Origin of the sequence: Streptomyces atriruber, from assembly GCF_001418325.1 — a bacterium.
Classification (GTDB): Bacteria; Actinomycetota; Actinomycetes; order Streptomycetales; family Streptomycetaceae; genus Streptomyces; species Streptomyces atriruber.
On sequence record NZ_LIPN01000103.1, the window covers coordinates 1 to 18319 of the forward strand.

Annotated in this window: 14 protein-coding genes and 2 pseudogenes; 4 read left to right on the forward strand and 12 right to left on the reverse strand. The window is 71.0% G+C overall.

The genetic code is table 11. The features are described from left to right. Positions 1 to 273 precede the first annotated feature (273 nt). Both AOK03_RS12245 and AOK03_RS12250 read right to left on the reverse strand, forming a co-directional pair. Positions 274 to 705, reverse strand: coding sequence for a GNAT family N-acetyltransferase (locus AOK03_RS12245; protein ID WP_055565245.1), 432 nt, complete (start codon positions 703 to 705; stop codon positions 274 to 276). A 48-nt stretch (positions 706 to 753) separates the two neighbouring features. Further along, complete coding sequence (locus tag AOK03_RS12250) at positions 754 to 1968, reverse strand: alpha/beta hydrolase family protein (RefSeq protein WP_055565246.1); 1215 nt, start codon at positions 1966 to 1968, stop codon at positions 754 to 756. 167 nt (positions 1969 to 2135) lie between these two features. Here AOK03_RS12250 and AOK03_RS40780 point away from each other — a divergent pair, with 167 nt between their 5' ends. Together AOK03_RS40780 and AOK03_RS12260 are read left to right on the forward strand one after the other, a co-directional pair. Then, entirely contained in the window at positions 2136 to 3941 is a 1806-nt protein-coding gene (locus tag AOK03_RS40780; protein ID WP_244177581.1) for an immunity 49 family protein, read from the forward strand. 82 nt (positions 3942 to 4023) lie between these two features. Further along, a complete protein-coding gene (locus AOK03_RS12260; RefSeq protein ID WP_055565248.1) occupies positions 4024 to 7308 on the forward strand; it encodes an amidohydrolase family protein in 3285 nt (1094 codons plus the stop codon). 132 nt (positions 7309 to 7440) lie between these two features. On the opposite strand, the pseudogene AOK03_RS12265 reads toward AOK03_RS12260, so the two are convergent. The 4 genes and pseudogenes from AOK03_RS12265 to AOK03_RS12280 form a co-directional block, all read right to left on the reverse strand. Further along, positions 7441 to 8149, reverse strand: a pseudogene (locus tag AOK03_RS12265) (SAM-dependent methyltransferase). A gap of 60 nt (positions 8150 to 8209) precedes the next feature. Next, positions 8210 to 8902 carry a VOC family protein gene (locus tag AOK03_RS12270; protein ID WP_055565249.1) on the reverse strand — a complete coding sequence of 231 codons (693 nt, stop codon included), beginning with the start codon at positions 8900 to 8902 and terminating at the stop codon, positions 8210 to 8212. A gap of 45 nt (positions 8903 to 8947) precedes the next feature. Further along, positions 8948 to 9568 (reverse strand): L-threonylcarbamoyladenylate synthase, encoded by a 621-nt coding sequence (locus AOK03_RS12275; RefSeq protein WP_055565250.1) that lies wholly within the window; start codon positions 9566 to 9568, stop codon positions 8948 to 8950. Between the two features lie 306 nt (positions 9569 to 9874). Continuing rightward, positions 9875 to 10588: pseudogene (locus AOK03_RS12280) on the reverse strand (alpha/beta fold hydrolase); the annotation flags it as partial. A 202-nt stretch (positions 10589 to 10790) separates the two neighbouring features. Here AOK03_RS12280 and AOK03_RS12285 point away from each other — a divergent pair. Beyond that, positions 10791 to 12044 (forward strand): serine hydrolase domain-containing protein, encoded by a 1254-nt coding sequence (locus AOK03_RS12285; protein WP_055565251.1) that lies wholly within the window; start codon positions 10791 to 10793, stop codon positions 12042 to 12044. A 58-nt stretch (positions 12045 to 12102) separates the two neighbouring features. Here AOK03_RS12285 and AOK03_RS12290 read toward each other — a convergent pair whose 3' ends face one another. The 3 genes from AOK03_RS12290 to AOK03_RS12300 form a co-directional block, all read right to left on the reverse strand. After that, complete coding sequence (locus tag AOK03_RS12290) at positions 12103 to 13272, reverse strand: alanine--tRNA ligase-related protein (protein ID WP_055565252.1); 1170 nt, start codon at positions 13270 to 13272, stop codon at positions 12103 to 12105. 285 nt (positions 13273 to 13557) lie between these two features. After that, positions 13558 to 14433 carry a PaaX family transcriptional regulator C-terminal domain-containing protein gene (locus AOK03_RS12295; RefSeq protein ID WP_055565256.1) on the reverse strand — a complete coding sequence of 292 codons (876 nt, stop codon included), beginning with the start codon at positions 14431 to 14433 and terminating at the stop codon, positions 13558 to 13560. Positions 14434 to 14522: 89 nt separating this feature from the next. Further along, positions 14523 to 15164: a GNAT family N-acetyltransferase gene (locus AOK03_RS12300; RefSeq protein WP_055565253.1), complete on the reverse strand. Its 642-nt coding sequence runs from the start codon at positions 15162 to 15164 to the stop codon at positions 14523 to 14525. Between the two features lie 185 nt (positions 15165 to 15349). Here AOK03_RS12300 and AOK03_RS12305 point away from each other — a divergent pair, with 185 nt between their 5' ends. Beyond that, positions 15350 to 16357 carry an alpha/beta hydrolase family protein gene (locus tag AOK03_RS12305; RefSeq protein ID WP_244177582.1) on the forward strand — a complete coding sequence of 336 codons (1008 nt, stop codon included), beginning with the start codon at positions 15350 to 15352 and terminating at the stop codon, positions 16355 to 16357. A gap of 33 nt (positions 16358 to 16390) precedes the next feature. On the opposite strand, the gene AOK03_RS12310 is transcribed toward AOK03_RS12305, so the two are convergent. The 3 genes from AOK03_RS12310 to AOK03_RS43430 all read right to left on the reverse strand — a co-directional run. Continuing rightward, on the reverse strand, positions 16391 to 16987 hold the full coding sequence (locus AOK03_RS12310; protein ID WP_244177583.1) for an HPP family protein: 597 nt from the start codon (positions 16985 to 16987) through the stop codon (positions 16391 to 16393). A gap of 319 nt (positions 16988 to 17306) precedes the next feature. Continuing rightward, positions 17307 to 17786, reverse strand: a complete 480-nt coding sequence (locus AOK03_RS12315; RefSeq protein ID WP_055565255.1) for an HIT family protein — start codon at positions 17784 to 17786, stop codon at positions 17307 to 17309. Positions 17787 to 18046: 260 nt separating this feature from the next. After that, the coding region (locus tag AOK03_RS43430; protein WP_208609533.1) for a hypothetical protein at positions 18047 to 18319 on the reverse strand (273 nt) is incomplete at its 5' end.

Genomic DNA, 18319 nt, shown 5'->3' on the forward strand with positions numbered 1-18319 from the left:
CTGTCATCACATCGCTTCGCGTGGGGGCGGTGGCGGGTGGGGCATGCGCATGACAAAGAACTGTCGAGAAGTGAACGCGGCGCACAATCCGTCGTGTTCACTTCGTTCAGTACTTGATTTAAGGCAGACTCCAGTGCCCCGTCAAGGAGTTGGTGCGGACCAACCTTGCCGCCCGGCACAGGATCCTGCGCCGGGCGGCCCGCGCCGTACGCGCACGGTCGCCACGCGGTCGGCGCGTGGTGACTGCGTGGTCAGTGCATGGTCAGCGCGCGATCATCGAGCGCCCATCGAGCGGTACATGCCGATCGAGTCGTGCGTCGCCGTGTCGGCGAAGCCGAACTTCTCATAGAGGTAGCGCGCGGGGCCGTCGGCGATCAATGAGACGTAAGCGGTCGCGGGCGCCCGCCGCTCCAGCTCCTCGGTGAGCGCGGCCATGATGCGCCTGCCGAGCCCCCGTCCCTGGTGGGCGGGGTGTACGCAGATGTCGACGACCTGGAACGCGGTGCCGCCGTCACCGATGATCCGTCCCATGCCGATCGGCTCGCCCTCGTGGTGGAGCACCACTCCGTGCCAGGTGTTCGGCAGGGCGAGCGCGACGGCTTCGGGCGCCCTGTCGGAGAGGCCGGCGTCGGTGCGCAGGCGGCGGAAGGTCTCGACGGACGGCACTTCCACCCGCAGCTCGTAAGGGTCACTTATGTCATTCATGTGTTACATGCTAACCGGGTCGCGACGAACTCCTGGCGGCCCGGCCGCTCAGCGGTGCTGGAAGGTCACCTCGGGGTTCCCCGGCGTCGGTCCGTCGAGCAGCGGCTGCGGGGTGCCGCGCAGCCACTTCTCGTAGAACGCGCCGATGTACGCGCGCGTGATCTGCTCGGAGCGCTCACCGGACAGCGGCACCTCGGGGTCGGCCACACCCGCTTGCTCGGCCAGGACGGGCACGTCGGTGAACGTGAAGTGGCCCGACCCCTTGACGGTGAGCCACCGCTTCCAGCCGTTCAGGCCCTGCCAGGTCTCGTCCCAGTTCTTGCCGTCCTCGACGCCGGGCGTGTGGATCGTCTCGGCGCCGATCATCAGGAAGGGGCGGCCGCCGAGCCCGGTGGGCCCGGTGTGGAAGTGGCCGTCCATGTTCATACCGGCCCGCACACGGCGGTCGGCGGTCATGGTGGCGAGCGTGGCGGACCCGCCGATGGAGTGCCCGCCCGCGCCGATCCGCTTCTCGTCGATCATGCGGGCGTGCCGCCAGCCGCCCTTGCCGCCGGTCTGCGTCAGCCGGTCGATGACGTACGAGATGTCCCTGGCCCGTCCCTTGGTGGCGATCTCGCCTCCGCCGGGCTCCTCGACGGGGCCGCAGGCCTTGCAGGTGAGCATGCGGCCACCGGGGAACTCCGTGCCCAGGGATTCGTAGGCGTGGTCGACGGTCGCCACGACGAAGCCCCGGCTCGCCAGATCCTCGGCGAGATGGGTCAGCGTGGAGCGCGGGGCGGTGAACCCGGGGGAGAGCACGATCAGCGGGAACCGCCCCGGCGCGGGGCGCAGCCCGGTGCGCGCGAAGGTGCGGGTGGCGCTGTACTCGGCGGGGGAGAGCGCCTTGTCCTGCTTCCACCACTCCAGCAGGAGCCGGGCCTCCTCCTCGGACGTGTACGAGGTGGGGTGCCCGCCGCCGTGCCGCCCGGGGTAGTACACGGACGCCATCAGCTCGCGAGCGCCCGCCGAGGGCACCCAGGGGTCGGGGCGGCTCTTGTCGACGAGGTGCAGGGTGTCACGTCCGACCGCGTACGGACCGGTGGGGCGCGGAAGGCGGAGTGCCGTCGACGCGGTGCTCGACGAGGTGGCATTCGGCGAGGCGTGGTCGGAGCCGCCCGGACCCGCGGCGAAGGCGGTCGCTCCGCCCGCGAGAGGCAGGGCGAGGGAGAGGGCGATGGCGGTGGCAAGGGCACGTCTGCGCACGGTGTTCCGAGTGGTCGTCATGGCAAAAGACGCTATTGCAGGGTGAGTTGGCGTCGCGTCGGACCGTGGTATCACTCGCTGCCAGCCCCTGGGGGTACGCGCAGGCCCGACGTCATCTCCTGGCCTTACACGGACGCCCCAATACCCCCTTTGTGACTCACCCGGCACTCCCTTCGTAGAGTCGCCGGGTGAACGAACACCACGCACCCGACCCCCATCTGCCGATGCTGACTCTCCCGCAGGCCGAACGCCTGCGGAGCCTGACAGCCGATCACTTCCTCACCCGCCACGGGATACGCCCGCGGGTCGAGGGCGACGCCGTGCTGTGGGGCGACGGGCGCCGCAGCCCGCTCCCGAACCTGGCGCACCAGTGCCGTGCCACGGCCGAGGAGCACTGGCCCCGCCTGGTCGAGCAGCACTTCACGACGCTGGACAACGCGTCGCGGGGCGGGGAGAGCGCGCAGGAACTGCTCGACAGAACGGTCCTGCGCCTCCTGCCCGACGACGCGTTCCCCGGCGAGACGGCGAACGCGTTCCGCTACGCGCGTCCGGTCGCCGAAGGCCTCCTCCTGGCGCTCGCCCTCGACGCGCCCACCTCCGTGCGCATCCTCGACGACCACGACGTGGCGCGTGCCGGTATCGAGCAGCTCTGGGCGGCGGCCCGGAACAACCTCATCCGTGAACTCGTCGAGCACGACGAGGTGACCGGCCCGCAGGGCGCGCGGCTGTGGACCGTTTACGGAGACTCGCCGTTCGTGGCGAGCAAAGCGCTCGTGCTCCCCGAACTGGCCCGCGCGACCACCGGCAGCGACCTGCCGGAGGAGGGCGCCCTCGTCGTCCTGCCCAGCCGCAACCTGCTGGCGTTCCACCCGATCGAGGACGGCACGGTGGTGGACGCGGTCAACGACCTGGCCGCGTACGCGCTCGGCGCCTACGAGGACGGCCCGGGCGCACTGTCGCCGCGGCTGTACTGGTGGCACCAGGGGCGGCTGACCTCGCTCACCGCCATCGACCACGAGACCCGCTCCTTCTCCGTGGTGCCGCCGCCCGAGCTGATGGAGGTGATGAAGAGGCTGCACGCCGAGAGCGCGCCCGTGCGGCCGGAACCGGAGCCCGCCCGGCCGGAACGGCAGCCGCATCCCGCCCCCGGCGCCGCACCGGTCGGGGCGGAGGCCGACGCGGCCGAGCTCGACCCCGCCGCCGCGGCCGAGGGCATCGCCCGGCTCGCGCAGAGCTCCGCGGGCGTCGCCCACACCTTCGCCGCCACGAAGCGGCTGAGCGACGTACGCTTCGCCGCCGACCCGGACGGTGCGCTCCTGGAGACCTGGGAGGCATGGGTGTGGGCGATGCAGACCGGCTCGGCACTGTTCCGCACGACGGCCTCCGCCGAGGGCACGGTGGAGTGCCGCATCGCCGACCGCTCCCTGCACCTGCCCGCCACCGGACCCGTGCCGGGCGCGGACGCCCACGCCTGGCTCGACGCCTTCTACCTCGCCGTCGTGTGCAGGGAACGGGACCGGCTGAACCTGCTGTGCAACGTGCCGCTGGACGACCTGCGCCGGTCGACGCCCGTCGACGAGTACGTCTTCCACTGGATCGAAACCCTGCGGGCGTTCTGGCTCAGGCGGCCCATGGACGACGTCGTCCAGCACCTGATCGCCACCATGGAGACGTCCCACCCCGACGTCGCGACCCGTACCCCGGCCGATTTCCTCAACCTGATCGACTATCAGCCCGCCGCCCTCCTCCACCGCTTGATCGCGGGCGATCGAGACGCGTTCGCCCAGGCCCTCGCCGAAGCGCTCGGCCACCACGAGCGGTACTGGAACGGCCGGGCAGGAGCCGGGACCACGGCCCTGTACAGCCGCGTGGCCCTCGGCCCGCTCGCGATGGCATGCCTGGCGTACGACTCGGATTTCCCCGTCGACGACGAGTCGCCGTACCTGCCGAAGCACTTCCTCACCCGGGGCTGGCTCGGCGAGTTCCCGACGTAGGGCGTCGGCGGGGCAGAACACCGGCGTGTTGGCGTCGTTTGGTGTTGTCCACGGCGGTGGCGATGGGCGAGTGTTCTGTGTCATGGACTGTGACCGGCACAACACGGTGTTGCCTCTGTCCCGACGTCAACTGTTCGTCGCCGCGGGCGCGTCCGGGGCGGCCGCCGCCCTCGGCGTCGCCGCCCCCACCCCGGCCCGGCCGCGGACCACGGTCCCCCTCTCGTTCACCCGCGTCACGAACGGCGCGGCGACCCTCTCGACCGCCGCGGACCGGCTCGTCTTCGAGGCGCAGGCCACGCTCTGGTCCCTGCCCCGCGCCGGCGGCGAGGCGGTGCCGCTGACACCGGCCGGGCTGGAACCGAACCGGCCCGTGTACGCGCCGGACGGGACGTCGGTCGCGTTCTGCGCGTACCAGGACGGCGGCTTCCACATCTGGACGGTGCGCGCCGACGGTTCCAGGCTGCGACAGCGCACCGACGGCCCCTGGGACGACCGGGGCCCCGCCTGGTCGCCCGACGGATCGCGCATCGCGTTCGCCTCCGAGCGCGGCGGCGACCCGGTGCGGGGCGGCTCGTACCGCATCCACGTCCTGGACCTCTCCAGCGGCCGACTCACCCGGGTGACCGGTCGGCCCGGCCAGGAAGGGCCCTTGCAGGACGGGCCGTGGGAGGACTTCGACCCCACCTGGTCACCGGACGGCAGCCGCCTGCTCTTCGTCCGCGGCAAACCGGTCACCACGCCGCAGGGCAGCACCGCGCTCGAAGCCCGCACCATCGCGTCCGTTCCCGCGGGGGGAGCGGGCCCCGTCACCGTCGCCCACACCGAGACCGCGACGGCACAGGTCATGACGCCCGCCCTGGCCCCGGACGGCAAACGCCTCGCCTACCTGCGGACCACGGCCGCGCCCCGCGCGTCCTGCACCCTCGTCGTCGACGGCGGGCCCGTCGCGCTCGACGGTGACCTGGCTCCCGTGCCGCCGCGCTGGACGGCGGAGGGGAGGCTCCTGCTGACCGTGGACGGCCGCTTCACTCTCGTACGTCCCGACGGCTCGGGCGGGCCGGATGGCGTGAGTGGGCCGGACGGCCTCGGCGGCCCGGGCGAGCCCGAAGTGATCCCCTTCGACGCCACCCTGCCGGTGACGCGCCCGCACTACCGGGTCAAGGAGTACGACCTGGGCCTCGGGCGGGCACGCCCGACGCGCGGCATCCACCTGCCCGCACTGTCACCGGACGGCCGCCGGATCGCCTTCGCCGCCCTCAACTCGCTCTGGCTCGCGAACACTTCAGGCGGCAAGCCGCCCCGGCGGCTCCACCGGGCTTCGGCCACCGGCTACCTCCTGGGACCGACCTGGGCACGGGACGGCAAGTCCCTGGTGTACGCCGACGACCGCGACGGACTGCTCGGCGCGTACCGCCACGACCTCGCCACCGGAACCGAGACCGCACTGGCCACCGGCGGCCGGGTCCACCCGGTGCTCTCACCCGACGGCGACCGGCTCGCCTGCCTGGACATGACCGGCCGCCTCGTCGTGCGTGACCTCGCGTCGGGCACCGAACGCGCCCTGGTGACACCGCTCGGCGGAGGAGGCCTGCCGGGGCGGCCCAGCTGGTCGCCCGACGGCCGGTACGTCGCGCTGTGCGACCGAAACCGCATCAACCAGCGCTTCCGCGAGGGCTACAACCTCATCCGGATCGCCGACGTGGACACCGGCGCGGACCGTCTGCATGCCGTGGCCCCGCACGCCTCGCTCTCCGACCGCTACGACTCGGGCCCCGTCTGGTCACCGGACGGCCGATGGCTCGCGGTGATCGTCGAATCGGCCCTGTGCCTGCTGCCCGTGACGCCCGACGGCACGCCGCGCGGCCCACTGCGGACGCTCTCCGACGAACCGGCCGACCACCCTTCGTGGGCGGGCGACTCGAAGTCGCTCCTCTACCTCTCCAGCGGACGGCTGCGCCTCATCGGCGTGGACGGCGAGGGCCCGCGCACGGTACGAGTGCCGTTCGACCAGCGCAGGCCGTCACCCGCCGACGTCGTCGTGCACGCAGGCCGACTGTGGGACGGCACCGGCGACGAAGTACGGGAGGACGTCGACATCGTCGTACGCGACGGCCGCATCGCCTCCGTGCGAGCACACCGCCCCGCCGGATCCGGCAGCCCTGCCGACCGCCGCGTCGACGCCTCGCGGCACACGGTCGTCCCCGGACTGTGGGACACGCACACGCATCCCTGGCAGACGACGTACGGCGGCCGCCAGACGGCGGGCCAACTGACGTACGGCATCACCACGGCGGTGTCGCTGGGCGGCTTCGCCTACGAACAGGCCCGCGTCCGCGAGGCGGTGGCCACCGGCGAACTCGCAGGCCCCCGCCTCCTCACGACGGGCGAACTCCTGGACGGTGCCCGCGTCGCGTACAGCATGGGCCGCGCCCACCGGAGCAGGGCGGCACTGCGACGCTCGCTGCGACGCGGCACGGCACTCGACTGGGACTTCGTCAAAACCTACGTCCGGGCGCCGGGTTGGGTGATGGAGGAGGCCGCACGGTTCGCCCACGAGAAGCTCGGTGTGCGCACAGGAGGCCACCTGCTCTCACCCGGCATCCAACTCGGCCAAGACCTGACGACCCATCTGCAGGCAACCCAGCGAGCCGAGTTCGGCCACGCCATCACGGCCACGGGCCGCGCCTGGGACGACGTCATCGAGATCTACACCGCACGGGGCGCGGCCTTCTCGCTCATCGCCACCCCGTTCACCTCGGCGCCGCTGCTCGGCGCGGACCCGGGCCTCGCGGACGACCCGCGCGTCACCGCGGTGATGCCGCCCTGGGACGCCGCCGCGGTGAAGACGGGCTCGACCGTCCCGCCGAGCGAGGCCCAACTTGCCACGCTCCGCACGGAAACCGACATCTACCGCCGGATCCTCGCCGCCGGCGGCCAGGTGGCCCTGGGCACCGACCAGCCCATCGTCCCGGTGGGCCTCGCCCTCCACCTGGGCCTGCGCGCCCTGCACCTGGGCGGCCTGACCCCGGCGCAGGCCCTGCGCACCGCGACCGTGCTACCGGCCCGGGTGTTCGGCCTGGACCACGAACTGGGCACGGTGGAGGCAGGCAAGGTCGCCGACCTCACCATGGTGGACGGCGACCCGTTCACGGACTTCGACACGATGGTGCGGACCGTGTCGGTGCTCCGGGGCGGAACCCTTCACAGGACGGAGGACCTGACCTCGGCGTTCGAACGGCGGGAGCAGCGGCAACGGAAGGACGGCGCGGGGACGGCCCCGCCGGACGCGGCCGCACGCGACGACTCGTACTGGCTGGAGGCGGGACGCCTGATGCGCAGGGACGGGTGCTGCGCGCCGGTGAGCTGACCGAGCGTTGGGCACTGACACCTGACTGTGTTCGGGTCCGCTGGTCGGTGTTGGACGCCGGGTCAGGTTGCACGCCGGTCGAGGGTGGCTTCGACGCCGGGGCCCTGCAGTGAGCGCAAAGCGGCAGCTCGTTCAAGTGCGGCGGCGGACCGCCGAGATCAGTCCGCCGGACAACTGCTCGCGCTGGGGCGGGGTGCTGATCGGGCGGCCGTAGGCGGCGGCGCTCTCGCGCAGGGTGTGGCTGTCGGCCGCCCAACCGTGCCCGTTCAGCCAGCCCACCGGGTCGTCGGGCATTTCCGAGACCCGCATGGACGCCGCCGACCCCGGCGAGGCATCCGTGCCGAAGGGCTCGATCACGCCGCGCGAGCCCCCATGTCAGTCCCATCCGACTGTCTGCCGCCGACTGCCCGCTGATTCGGGCCGGCAGTGGCTCCACCGCGACGGTGATCCGCTCGCAGCGTGCGGCGGCCCGCTCCTGGCGCAGCACCGACGCCTTGAAGTCCAGTGGCGCGGCGGCGTCGACCTCGAACAGCCGGGTGCCCTCGGGCCAGTCCGTCCGGAAGGCCCTGCTGCCCATACCGGCGCCCAGCAGCACGACCTGCCGGACCCCGGACACGGAGGCCGGCCGCAGCAGGTCGTCGAGGAACTTCGTCCCCATGACGATGGAGAACGACACGGCGAGCCGACGGCGTCGCGCGGCCTCGTCAACGGGCGGCGGCGACGAGGGCCACAGGCCACCGGCGGTGGCGAAGGCCTGTGCCAGTCGATCGCGGAACAGCGCGTTGTCCCGCTCGGTCTCCAGCGCCCGCACCCTGGCCACTCCCACCGCCGTGGCCCACACCCCCGATGGCTGCGCTCGTTCCTGCTCATCGGCCACCGCGCCGGCCACCGGCACGTTGTGTCAGCCGTCCCGGCCCTGCCACGTGGTGACGCAGGCTTCGTTCCCCTCGACGTCGGCAAGCACCCAGAAGGCGGGGGCACGGCCCGCGGACACGAGTCGGCCCCCGGCCGCCAGCGCGGCTTCGATCCGCCGAGACGCCTCGTCATGCGGAACACAGATGTCGAGGTGAATGCGATTACGCTGCGGACGCGCCCGGTCCATCTGCTGGAACCAGATGGCCGGACCCTGTCGGAGCGGGTCGACGAGCGGATCCTCCGGCCCCTCGGCGCCCGCCTCATCGGCATAGCCCGACACGGCCTTCCAGAAGGGCCGAATCCTGGAGATGCTCAGCGCATCGATGGCGATCTCCACCACCTGGACCGACCTCGGTGCCCCCGTTCCGAGTCCGGGACCCGGCACAAGCCCGGACTTGTCAGCGGTGGCAGAGATCCGACGCGCGAGTTCGATGTCCCGGGTGGTGACCGCCGCGTGGTCCAGCGACTGCAGCGTGAAGACGGCCAGATCGGGGCGGACATCAACCCGGAGATGGCGATCGGCGTCGTCGCCACATGCTGCGACAGCGTCCGCCGCCAGGCTGATCGCTTGAGCCAACGTCCCGACCGGAACCGACGTCTGCAGGGCGCCCAGCATGTAGCGCCACCCGTGATCCCGGACCGCATCCGACGCTTCCTGCCGACTCACTATCTGCTCCATGACCGCATCCTTGCAGCCACACCGACAGCTCCGCCGGGGAGACCGCTACTCGAAGCGGCTGGTGTCGCCCGCGCCCCGGCGCACGATCTCCGCCTCGCCGTCTGAGAAGTCGATGACGGTGGTGGGCTCGGTGCCGCAGTCGCCGGAGTCGATGACCGAGTCCACGAGGTGGTCGAGGCGCTCCTTGATGTCCCAGCCCTGGGTCAGCGGCTCCTCCTGCTCGGGCAGGAGCAGCGTGCTGGACAGCAGCGGCTCGCCGAGCTCGGCGAGGAGGGCCTGGGTGACCGTGTGGTCGGGGATCCGCACGCCGACCGTCTTCTTCTTCGGGTGCATCATCTGGCGCGGCACCTCTTTGGTGGCGGGCAGGATGAAGGTGTAACTGCCGGGCGTGGCGGCCTTGATGGCGCGGAACACGTCGTTGTCGAGGTGAACGAACTGCCCCATCTGCGCGAAGCTCTCGCACATGAGGGTGAAGTGGTGACGGTCGTCGAGCTGCCGGATCGACCGGATCCGGTCCATGCCGTCGCGGCTGCCGAGCTGACACCCCAGCGCGTAACAGGAGTCCGTCGGATATGCGACGAGGGCGCCGGAGCGGATCCCGTCGACGACGCTGCTGATGCTGCGCCGCTGGGGGTTGTCGGGATGCACGTCGAAGTACTTGGCCATTTGCCGAGTCTAGGTGACCCGGGCGTGCCTGCCGGGGCTGGCGGGACGGGTGTGGCGAGAAGGGCGTGGCGGAAGGAGACACGGCCGGGGCCCCGCCTCTACGCCCCGCCGACGAAGTCGAGCAGATCCTGGTTGACCCCATCCGCGTGGGTGACGAAGATGCCGTGCCCGGCCAGCGGGTACTCCTTGTACACGTTGTCCGGCACGAGCTCGGCCGGCTGCCGGCCGCCGGCCGCGGAGGGCGACGGGAGTGGAGGCGTCGGCGTCGCCGTGCAGGATCAAGGCCGGCACCTCGATCGCACCGGCCTCCTCACGGAGATCGGTGCAGTACGCGGTCTTCACCGCCTCGACCGCGGCCCTGGCCGAACAGTCGAGGCACTGCCGGACCATCCAGCCCGTGAGCTCGGTGGAGACGGTGTTTCCCAGGTGCGTCGCGAAGAACGCCTGCGAGTTCTGAGCCGTCCACCGCGGCCGGTCCTTCGTACGCTCGGCCGCCATGGCGTCGAAGACCTCCCGGGGGACGCCGTCGGAGTTGTCCGGCGCCGCCAGCGGGAACGGCGCGGTGGTCCCGATGAGCGCCACCCGGCTGACCCGGCCGTGCCCGTGACGCGACAGATGGCGGATCACCTCACCGCCACCCATCGAGTGCGCCACCAGAGTCACTTCGCGCAGGTCGAGGTGATCGAGCAGCGCGGCGAGATCGTCGCCGAGGGCGTCGTAGTCGAAGCCGTGCCCGACCCGGTCGGAACGACCGTGCCCGCGTCCGCCGTAGGCGATGCAGCGCAGACCGCGCTCGGTCAGCGGAGGCAGCTGGAACTCCCCAGGAGCTGCTGCCGAGCCAGGCCCCGGCCACGAACACCACGGGCTTGCCCTGCACCCAGTCGGTCCGCCCCCCCGTCGGTGTAGAAGAGGCGGGTCCCGTCGGAGCCTGCGAAGTTCCGCATGAGCGGGTCCTTCCGGAGCGGTGCAGAGGCCGTGCTGAGGGCCGTTCGTGCGGTGCGATGTGCCGACTCTCGCCAGAGGGCGGTCACTCGTCGATTAAGCGGAAGGTAAGGACGGCAGGCCGGAGTGCGCGAGCGCTCGGCGTGTGCCGGTGCATCGCGCGCCTATCGCGGGCGTATCGAAAAACGCATACGCCACCGCAACGCTCCTCCGTATTCGGTGGGAGGACGGGCCGCCGTGCAGCAACGGTCGGTTCATCAGCCAGGGGAGGAACGTGATCATGGATTCGGATTCCGCACGTGGTGTCGACCGGCGGCGGCTGCTCGGCTGGGGAGGGGTGGCGGCCGCCGGTGTGGCGGCGGCCGGTGCGCAGCTGGTGGGCGCCCACCCCGGCCAGGCGGCTCCGGCCCGGGCTGACTCCCGCGCCATCCCGCCGGACACCCGGCCTGGTGGAGCCTACGACCGATACGTGGCGAAGCTGGCCGCCGAGGACAAGTTCTCCGGCGTGGTGCTGCTGTCGCACCGGGGCCGGACGGTGCTGTCGCGCAGCTACGGAATGGCCGACAAGGAGAAGGGGATCCGCAACCACGAGGGCGTCGCGTTCAACCTCTCCTCGGCGGGCAAGCCGTTCGGCGCGGTGGCCATCCTGCAGCTGGCGCAGCAGGGCAAGCTGACCCTCTCGGACACGGTGGGCACGTACCTGAAGGGCTTTCCCAAGGAGATCGCCGAGAAGATAACCATCCACCACCTGCTCTCCGGCATCTCCGGGCTCAACACCCCGGACGAGGACCTGGAACGCATCTTCCGGAGCCGGGAGGAGGTGCAGGAGTTCTACGAGCAGTGGGCACGGCAGTCGAAGCCGGTGGCCCCTCCCGGCACGCCCACCGACCATGCAGGTGCCGAGGTCGCCATCCCGGCGCTGATCGTGCAGGCCGTGAGTGGCACGACGTACTGGGACTACGTCGAGGAACACGTCTTCGGGCGGTGCGGCATGACCGGCACGGCGTTCTACACCAGACCGCAGTGGCTCACCGACCAGCACATCGCGCACTCGTACATGCGCCAGGCCGACGGCAGCCGGGTGGACGCCGTCCGCAACCTGGACAAGGGCAGCCCGGACCCGCTCCAACTGGGCAAGAACCCGGGCCGCAGCTTCATCGACTTTCCCGGCGACGGCGGTTTCGCCACCGCCCCGGACCTGGTCCGGTTCGCGAACGCGCTGGGCGACGGCACGGTACTCGACCGGCCTTACGCCGAACTGTTCTTCGGGGCCAAGTACCCCCTCGCCCCGCAGGGCGGCGGCCTGCGGAGCGCCGGGGCCGCCCCCGCCGACGCGGCGTTCGCGACCTACATGATGCCGATCAGCCTAGTGAGCGGTCAGTGGGTGAACGGGCGCGCCGGCGTCAACCCCGGCAGCAACGCCAGTTGGAACATCTACCCGGACTCCGGCTGGGTCGGCGTCATCCTCAGCAACTACGACGACGTGCCGTTCCAGGAGATCATCCAGCGAGAGATGGACGCCATCATCGGCTGACGCCCCCACCACCCATGACCCACCAACCACGACCCACCGTTCTCCGCCCGGTGCCCACTCACTCCGGGCGCAGGCTCAATACGAGATCACGCGGCAGGCCGTGCGTGTCGTGGAGGTAGTGCAGGTGCTCCTCGTCCAGCGGTCCTCGGAAGCGGGGCTGGGCGAGGACGCGCCGTCCTCGTTCCAGAAGCCGACGGAACCGCTGCTCCTCGTCGAGCAGGATCACACGTACGTCGACGGGTTCCATGGCCTGACGGAAGTGGTCCAGCGTGTGCCGGATCAGGTCGTCCGGCAGGTCTCCCAGGCCGCGCGACCCGGGATCGTCACGCCAGAGAACGGTGAGCAGGCGCCGCACCAGCCGTCGCAGCACATAGCCGCGACCGGTGTTGCCGGGACGCACCCCGTCGCCGATGACCACCACGGCCGACCGCAGGTGGTCGCAGACGAGCCGCAGCGACGACTCGTCCAGCGGCCACAGTCCCGGCACGAGCCGACGCCAGGGGTCGAACACATCGCACTCGAACACCGACGGCTTGCCCTGCAGGGTCGAGACCAGCCGTTCGAGGCCGAGGCCGGTGTCGACGTTGCGCTGGGGGAGCGGCACGAGCGAACCGTCGTCGAGCTTCCGGTAGCGCATCGTCACGTGGTTCCACATCTCCACCCAACGGTCGTCCTGGGTGGGCGTCGACCGCGGCGGAGTGTCGCCGGTCCACAGAAAGATCTCGGAATCGGGGCCGCAGGGGCCGGTCGGCCCGTTGGACCACCAGTTGTCCTCCACGGTGAGCTCCACGGGAACCCCGAGCTCTTCCCACACCTCCAGCGAGGCGGTGTCCGGGCCCGTGCGGTCGTCGCCGCCGAAGACGGTGGCGTACATCATGCGCGGATCGACACCGAACCCCTCGGTGAGGAGCTCGTACCCCCAACGCAGGCTCTGCGGCCCCTCATAGTCGCCGAGCGACCAGGTGCCGAGCATCTCGAAGACGGTGAGATGCGTGGGATCGCCGACTTCTTCGAGGTCGGTGGTCCGCAGACAACGCTGCACGTTGACCAGCCGGTTGCCGAGGGGGTGCGGACGCCCCTCCAGATACGGGGTGAGCGGGTGCATGCCCGAGGTGGTGAACAGCACGGGGTCGCCGGGCGGCGGCAGCAGGGTCGACCCGGTGATGCGGTGGTGTCCGCGCTCCTGGAAGTAGTCGACGAACGTACGGATGACGTGGTCGGTGTTCACGAGGTGGCTCCTTCGCGTGTACGAGCGGGGAGGCACCGGACAACGGGTCCGCACGAACGGTGGAGCGAGGCGTGAGCCACAGACATCATCGGCGGTCCGTTTCCGGTCGCCGATGGAGTGGGAAAGACGTCAGGCGGCGGCAACCGGCGAGCTGGTCGCTCGCGCGGTTGCGTTGGTGCCAGGGCCTGTGACGTTCATGAGGCCGAGGATAACGATCCCCGCCGCCAAGGGCACGTGATTATCCGGAGTGGTCCGTGGCATGCACAGGGCCTGCCGGTTCCGTCCTCAGCGCGTGACCCGGTCTGCTGCTTCGCGGGTGATGTCGGCGTAGAGCCGGAAGAGGACCGGTCGGGCTTCGCCCTGGTCGTGATTGTGGCCGTGGTCGTGGTTGCGGTCGCGTTCGTACAAGGCCGCCCAGCACCGTGCGATGTCCTCCCGGGCCTGGGTGCCGGGCCAGGGCTGGGGCAGGAGCTGGGGCGGCAGCAGCGGATCGGGGTCCATGGCGCGGGTGAGTTCGGCGGCCAGCTCGACGGCGATGGTGAGGAGCGCGGACGAGGGGAGTTCGGCGGGGCCGGTGAGCCGGGCGAGGCGGGGTCGGGCGATGCGGCTGAGGTGGTGGTAGCGGTCGGCGATCTCCTGCAGGGGCCACAGGCGCCGGGCGAGCTCGACAGGCTCCTGGGCGTCGCCCCTGCGCAGGTCCGTCGTGGTGAGGAGGGTGAGGGCGCCGTGGGCGCCGAGGCGGTGGGCCGCTTCTTCGACGTACGGCTCCCATGCGTTGGCGCAGACGTACAACCCGCCCTGGAGCGAGGCGCCGCCGAGGTGGACGAGCGTCTCGCGCAGGGTGTCCCGGGCGGTGCGCTCCGATTCGGGCACCGCGAAGGCGGCCAGGTGCCAGACACCGTCCCAGGGCGCGGTCCCGGCGTCCTGTTGAAACGCGTGCCGTAGGAAGTCCGCGTTGGGGGCGAGGGCACGCGTGGTCTCCGCGGTCGCGTGCAGCTCCGCCTTGCGCCCGCGGCCCTCGTGGGTGAATCGGCCTTCGGCCACGAGGCGCTTGATGCACAGCCGCACCTGCTGGTCGCTCATGCCCAGGGCGTTGGCGACGGTGTACAGCTCGTCCGCGCCGACGGTGCCGTCCTCGCGGATCAGCGCGTGGACGAGCATGCGGGTGGGGACTTCGACGCGGTCGTTCTCGTTGCTCACGGCTCTCTGACCCTTCTTGCTCCGGCTCTCGTTGAGGCTCCTGCTCCTGCTCACGCTCCGGCCCTTGTTCCGACCGGGCGGTGCATGGTGGTGACCGCGCCGAATCCGAGCAGTCGGCGCAGATAGGGCGTGCGCTCGGTCCGTACGGCCGTGAAGCCGCGCCGCTCGTACAGTGCCCTGGCCCGCGGGTTGGTGTCGATCACGTCCAGTCTGATCTCCCGGCAGTCCTGCGACTCCGTCGCGACGGCGACCACTTCCTCGATGAGCAGGCTCCCGACGCCCCGGCCGCGCATGTCCGGACTCACGGCGATGCCGTCCATGACGAGCTGTCCGGGGGCCGGGCGACGTTCGAACAGGGCGAGGAGCAGGAGCCGGTGCAGTCCGCGCAGATGTCCGTACGCGCGCAGCACGGCGAGAGCCGGTCCTCCGGTGAAGGCCCGCCCGCCGTGCTGGTACCCGGCGAGGCCGACGAGCCGCCCGTCGAGGAGCGCGCAGACCGCACGATCGGCGTGTAGGTGGGCGGCGATGAAGGGCACCGCCTTGCCCGGCGGGTTCAGGGCGGGACCGAGTTTGCGGCCGAAGGCGTCCCAGTACAGCTCGGCCGCCCGCCGCTCGGCTCCGGCCGGAAGCCCCCGCTGCACCGTCACCGGTCCGGCTCCGGGACCTGTTGCGTCCAGTGCGTCCAGTCCCACGCTGTGCCCCCTTCTCGCTGAAACGGAGACTCAAAGCTATCAAAGGAGCTACGATCGTTCACAAAGCGATAGTTTCAGATCGGGGACCGGGAACCGGAAACCTGGAACCGACTCAATCCTGAACGGGGGGCAGCCAGCCCATGGGCCCGAAGAACCAGCCCCGACGGCGCGGGTTCCGTATCGCCGTGTGGTCACTCGTCGCGGTCCTGGTCGTGGTCACCGGCCTCGTCGGTGTGGTGCTGTGGCAGAACTCCTACGACATGGACGAGCAGCGGGTCTCGATCCGCCACGGCGGCCACACCCTCAACGGTGTACTGGCCACCCCCAGGGACGGCCGCGAGCGCCACGGACTTGTCGTGTACGTCCACGGCGACGGCCCTGTCGACGCCACCCATGACGACGGTTATCGGCCCATGTGGGAGGCGAACGCCAAGGCCGGGTACGCCTCCCTGTCCTGGGACAAGCCCGGCGTCGCGGGCGCACCCGGCGACTGGCTCGACCAGTCCATGGACGACCGGGCCGACGAGGCGGCCGCCGCGATCGCCTGGGCGCGCGCCCGCCCGGACGTCGACGGCGACCGGATAGGACTCTGGGGCGCCAGCCAGGCGGGCTGGGTCCTGCCCAAGATCGCCGCCAAGACGCCCGTGAGCTTCGTCATCGCCGTCTCGCCCGCGATCAACTGGCTCCAGCAGGGCCGCTACAACCTCCTCGCCGAGCTGCGCGCCGACAACGCGTCAGCAGCCCGTACCAAGGCGGAAGTCGCCAGGAGCGACACCATCCGCCGACTGCTCGGCCGCCACGCGACCTACGAGGAGTACGTCAGGGCCATGGGCGGTGATGCGGACGGCATGACCGCCGATCGATGGGGCTTCATCTCCAAGAACCACACCGCGGACGCCACGCAGGACCTCCGCGCGCTGCGCGGCGTACAGGTGCTGCTGACCCTCGCGGGCCATGACACCAACGTGGACACCGCCGACACGGAGCGCACGTACCGCAAGGTGCTGGATGCAGGCGGCGCATTGACGGTCGAGCGCTACCCGGACGCGGCCCATTCACTGCTCAAGCAGTCCATCGAGGAGTCGGACCTCAAGACCACCGTCACCGCGCTCCTCTCCCCCCACTCGCTCTTCGCGGACGGATTCCTGGACGACCAGCGACGGTTCCTCTTCGAGCGCTCGCGGAGTCGATGAGACCAGGCGCTGCGGCGTGTGGGCGAGTCCGGGTCACCACCAGTAGACGGGGTAGCGGGGCGCACCGGCGCGGGCGTACGAGGCGGCCCACCCCGCGAGAACGAGCAGCCCGGCGGAGCCCACGAGCAGGGGTACGAAGGTCGCGGGGCGCGGCGTGTTCAGGACGATGACGACGGCGGTCGCACACGCGGGGGAGTGCGGGGTACGGGCCACGGTCATCACGGCCAGGCTGATCCCGGCAGCGAGGGCCGCCGCCCACGGCGAACTGCCCGATGCGGCCAGGACCGCGTAACCGACGGCGGCACACAGCAGATGACCGGCGATCACACTGCGAGGCTGAGCGAGCGGCAACCCCGGCGCGCCATGAATGATCGCCGCGGACGCGGCGAGCGGGGGTATCAGCACGGGCTCGTGGATCAGGGAGCCTATGGCCACCAGGACCAGCAGGACGGCAGTCGCGGCACTGACGTTGTGCAGCGCGGCGCCGGGTGACGGGGGTGCGGGAGCGCGTCCGGCGAGGAGCCGGGAGAGGAAGCGTGAACGGGTGCGTCGGGAGGGCCGGTCGGCCGAGACGCGGGCTGCGGGGGATGCGGCGACGGGCTGCGTGTCGATGATTTCGTCGGTGCTCAAGACAGTGCGGTTCCGGGGCAGGGCCGACGGGAGACCCGGACGGCGAAGGCAGAAGGGCAGGAGTCGGCCCGGCTTCCCTCGCGGTCGGCAGGGACGTGGGCACCGGCGGCGGTCCGGGGTCGGGATATCCGCGTACTCACCCGGGATTCTACGAGGCGCTGTCCCGTAGCTGCAGGTCAGGGTCTTGCCGCGCCCCGATGATCACTGAGGGCAAGCGATCTACGGGCTACGGATGGCTGTGAATGAGCGCGAATGGTGAGGACGGTTGCGGATGACTGCGGATGACTGCAGAGGGGCGTGGATTCGCCGCTGAGCCGCGTCATCGGTCCGCCGTCAGCCGATCGAGCTCGGAGCGGATGGCCTCCCGCAGTTCGTCGTGCTGCGGCCCGAGCGCGAACTGGTCGTCACTCCACCGTTCGCGCGGGTAGAGCCACACCGGCGTACGGACGAGCTCCGCGGGCTCCCACTCGAACCGCGGCCAGACGTGCGCGTGCAGGAAGGGGTCCGTGTTGCCGAGGATCTCCAGGTTCACGCGGCGGAAGGCCGGATCCATCCGGCGACAGGCCCGCTCGACGGCCTCGCCCAACTGGTCCATGTCGGACAGGAACTGAAGCCGTCGAGGCTTGGGCATGTCCGACAGGCGCTGTACGGCGGGGTCATCGGCGAGGAGCACCGAGTATCCCGGCAGGAACTGCACGTCGCCGATCACGGCGAAGCCCGCCGTCAACCTCCGCAGCACGGAGGGGTTCTCACCCTTCAGTGCGCTCCCGATCCGGTCCCTCTTCCAGTCACCGCTCATGCGCCGAACCTACATAGGTGGCGGACCGGCAGACCTGAACAGTGGGGAATGGTGCGGTGTGGTTGCGAGGGCGGTGTGGCCCGGTGCCCGGTGCCAGCCATTTGCACACGAAGCCCACGAATGACGAACGCCTGTCCTGGCCGGACATAACACCGCTATTCCTGTATTGCTGCGCGGGTCCGGAGAGCCGGAGTGGAGAGCGGCGACGCGTTCGCGGAGGCGAATAATTCCGGGCATTAAATGCCGGGGTGAGGGTCACCTTATTTGAGAGCTTCGGACTCATCGGTGTCCGGAATTTCCGGCCGGCACGCCAAGAAAGAGCTGAGAGGGCTCTCCGGATTCCAGATGGGGCTGCCGGCGTCGCGCGCGATTTCGGCGGGCGCGCGGGGTGTTGCGGTGAGGTCACCAATTTCCGGGTGGGGGGATTTATTTACCGGATCTTGGTGGACCGCCGCCATGGGGCGCGTGATGCCGCGTGCGTGCGGTCTGCGCGCTACGGGCTTCGCTGCCCTGGGCTTGTGGGTGTGTTTGGT

Excerpts from the sequence above, each read along its gene's own strand:
- AOK03_RS12245 (WP_055565245.1), bottom strand. The coding sequence starts at position 705 with ATGAATGACATAAGTGACCCTTACGAGCTGCGGGTGGAAGTGCCGTCC.
- AOK03_RS12250 (WP_055565246.1), bottom strand. The coding sequence starts at position 1,968 with ATGACGACCACTCGGAACACCGTGCGCAGACGTGCCCTTGCCACCGCC.
- AOK03_RS12260 (WP_055565248.1), top strand. The coding sequence starts at position 4,024 with ATGGACTGTGACCGGCACAACACGGTGTTGCCTCTGTCCCGACGTCAA.
- AOK03_RS12270 (WP_055565249.1), bottom strand. The coding sequence starts at position 8,902 with ATGGAGCAGATAGTGAGTCGGCAGGAAGCGTCGGATGCGGTCCGGGAT.
- AOK03_RS12275 (WP_055565250.1), bottom strand. The coding sequence starts at position 9,568 with ATGGCCAAGTACTTCGACGTGCATCCCGACAACCCCCAGCGGCGCAGC.
- AOK03_RS12285 (WP_055565251.1), top strand. The coding sequence starts at position 10,791 with ATGGATTCGGATTCCGCACGTGGTGTCGACCGGCGGCGGCTGCTCGGC.
- AOK03_RS12295 (WP_055565256.1), bottom strand. The coding sequence starts at position 14,433 with ATGCTCGTCCACGCGCTGATCCGCGAGGACGGCACCGTCGGCGCGGAC.
- AOK03_RS12315 (WP_055565255.1), bottom strand. The coding sequence starts at position 17,786 with ATGAGCGGTGACTGGAAGAGGGACCGGATCGGGAGCGCACTGAAGGGT.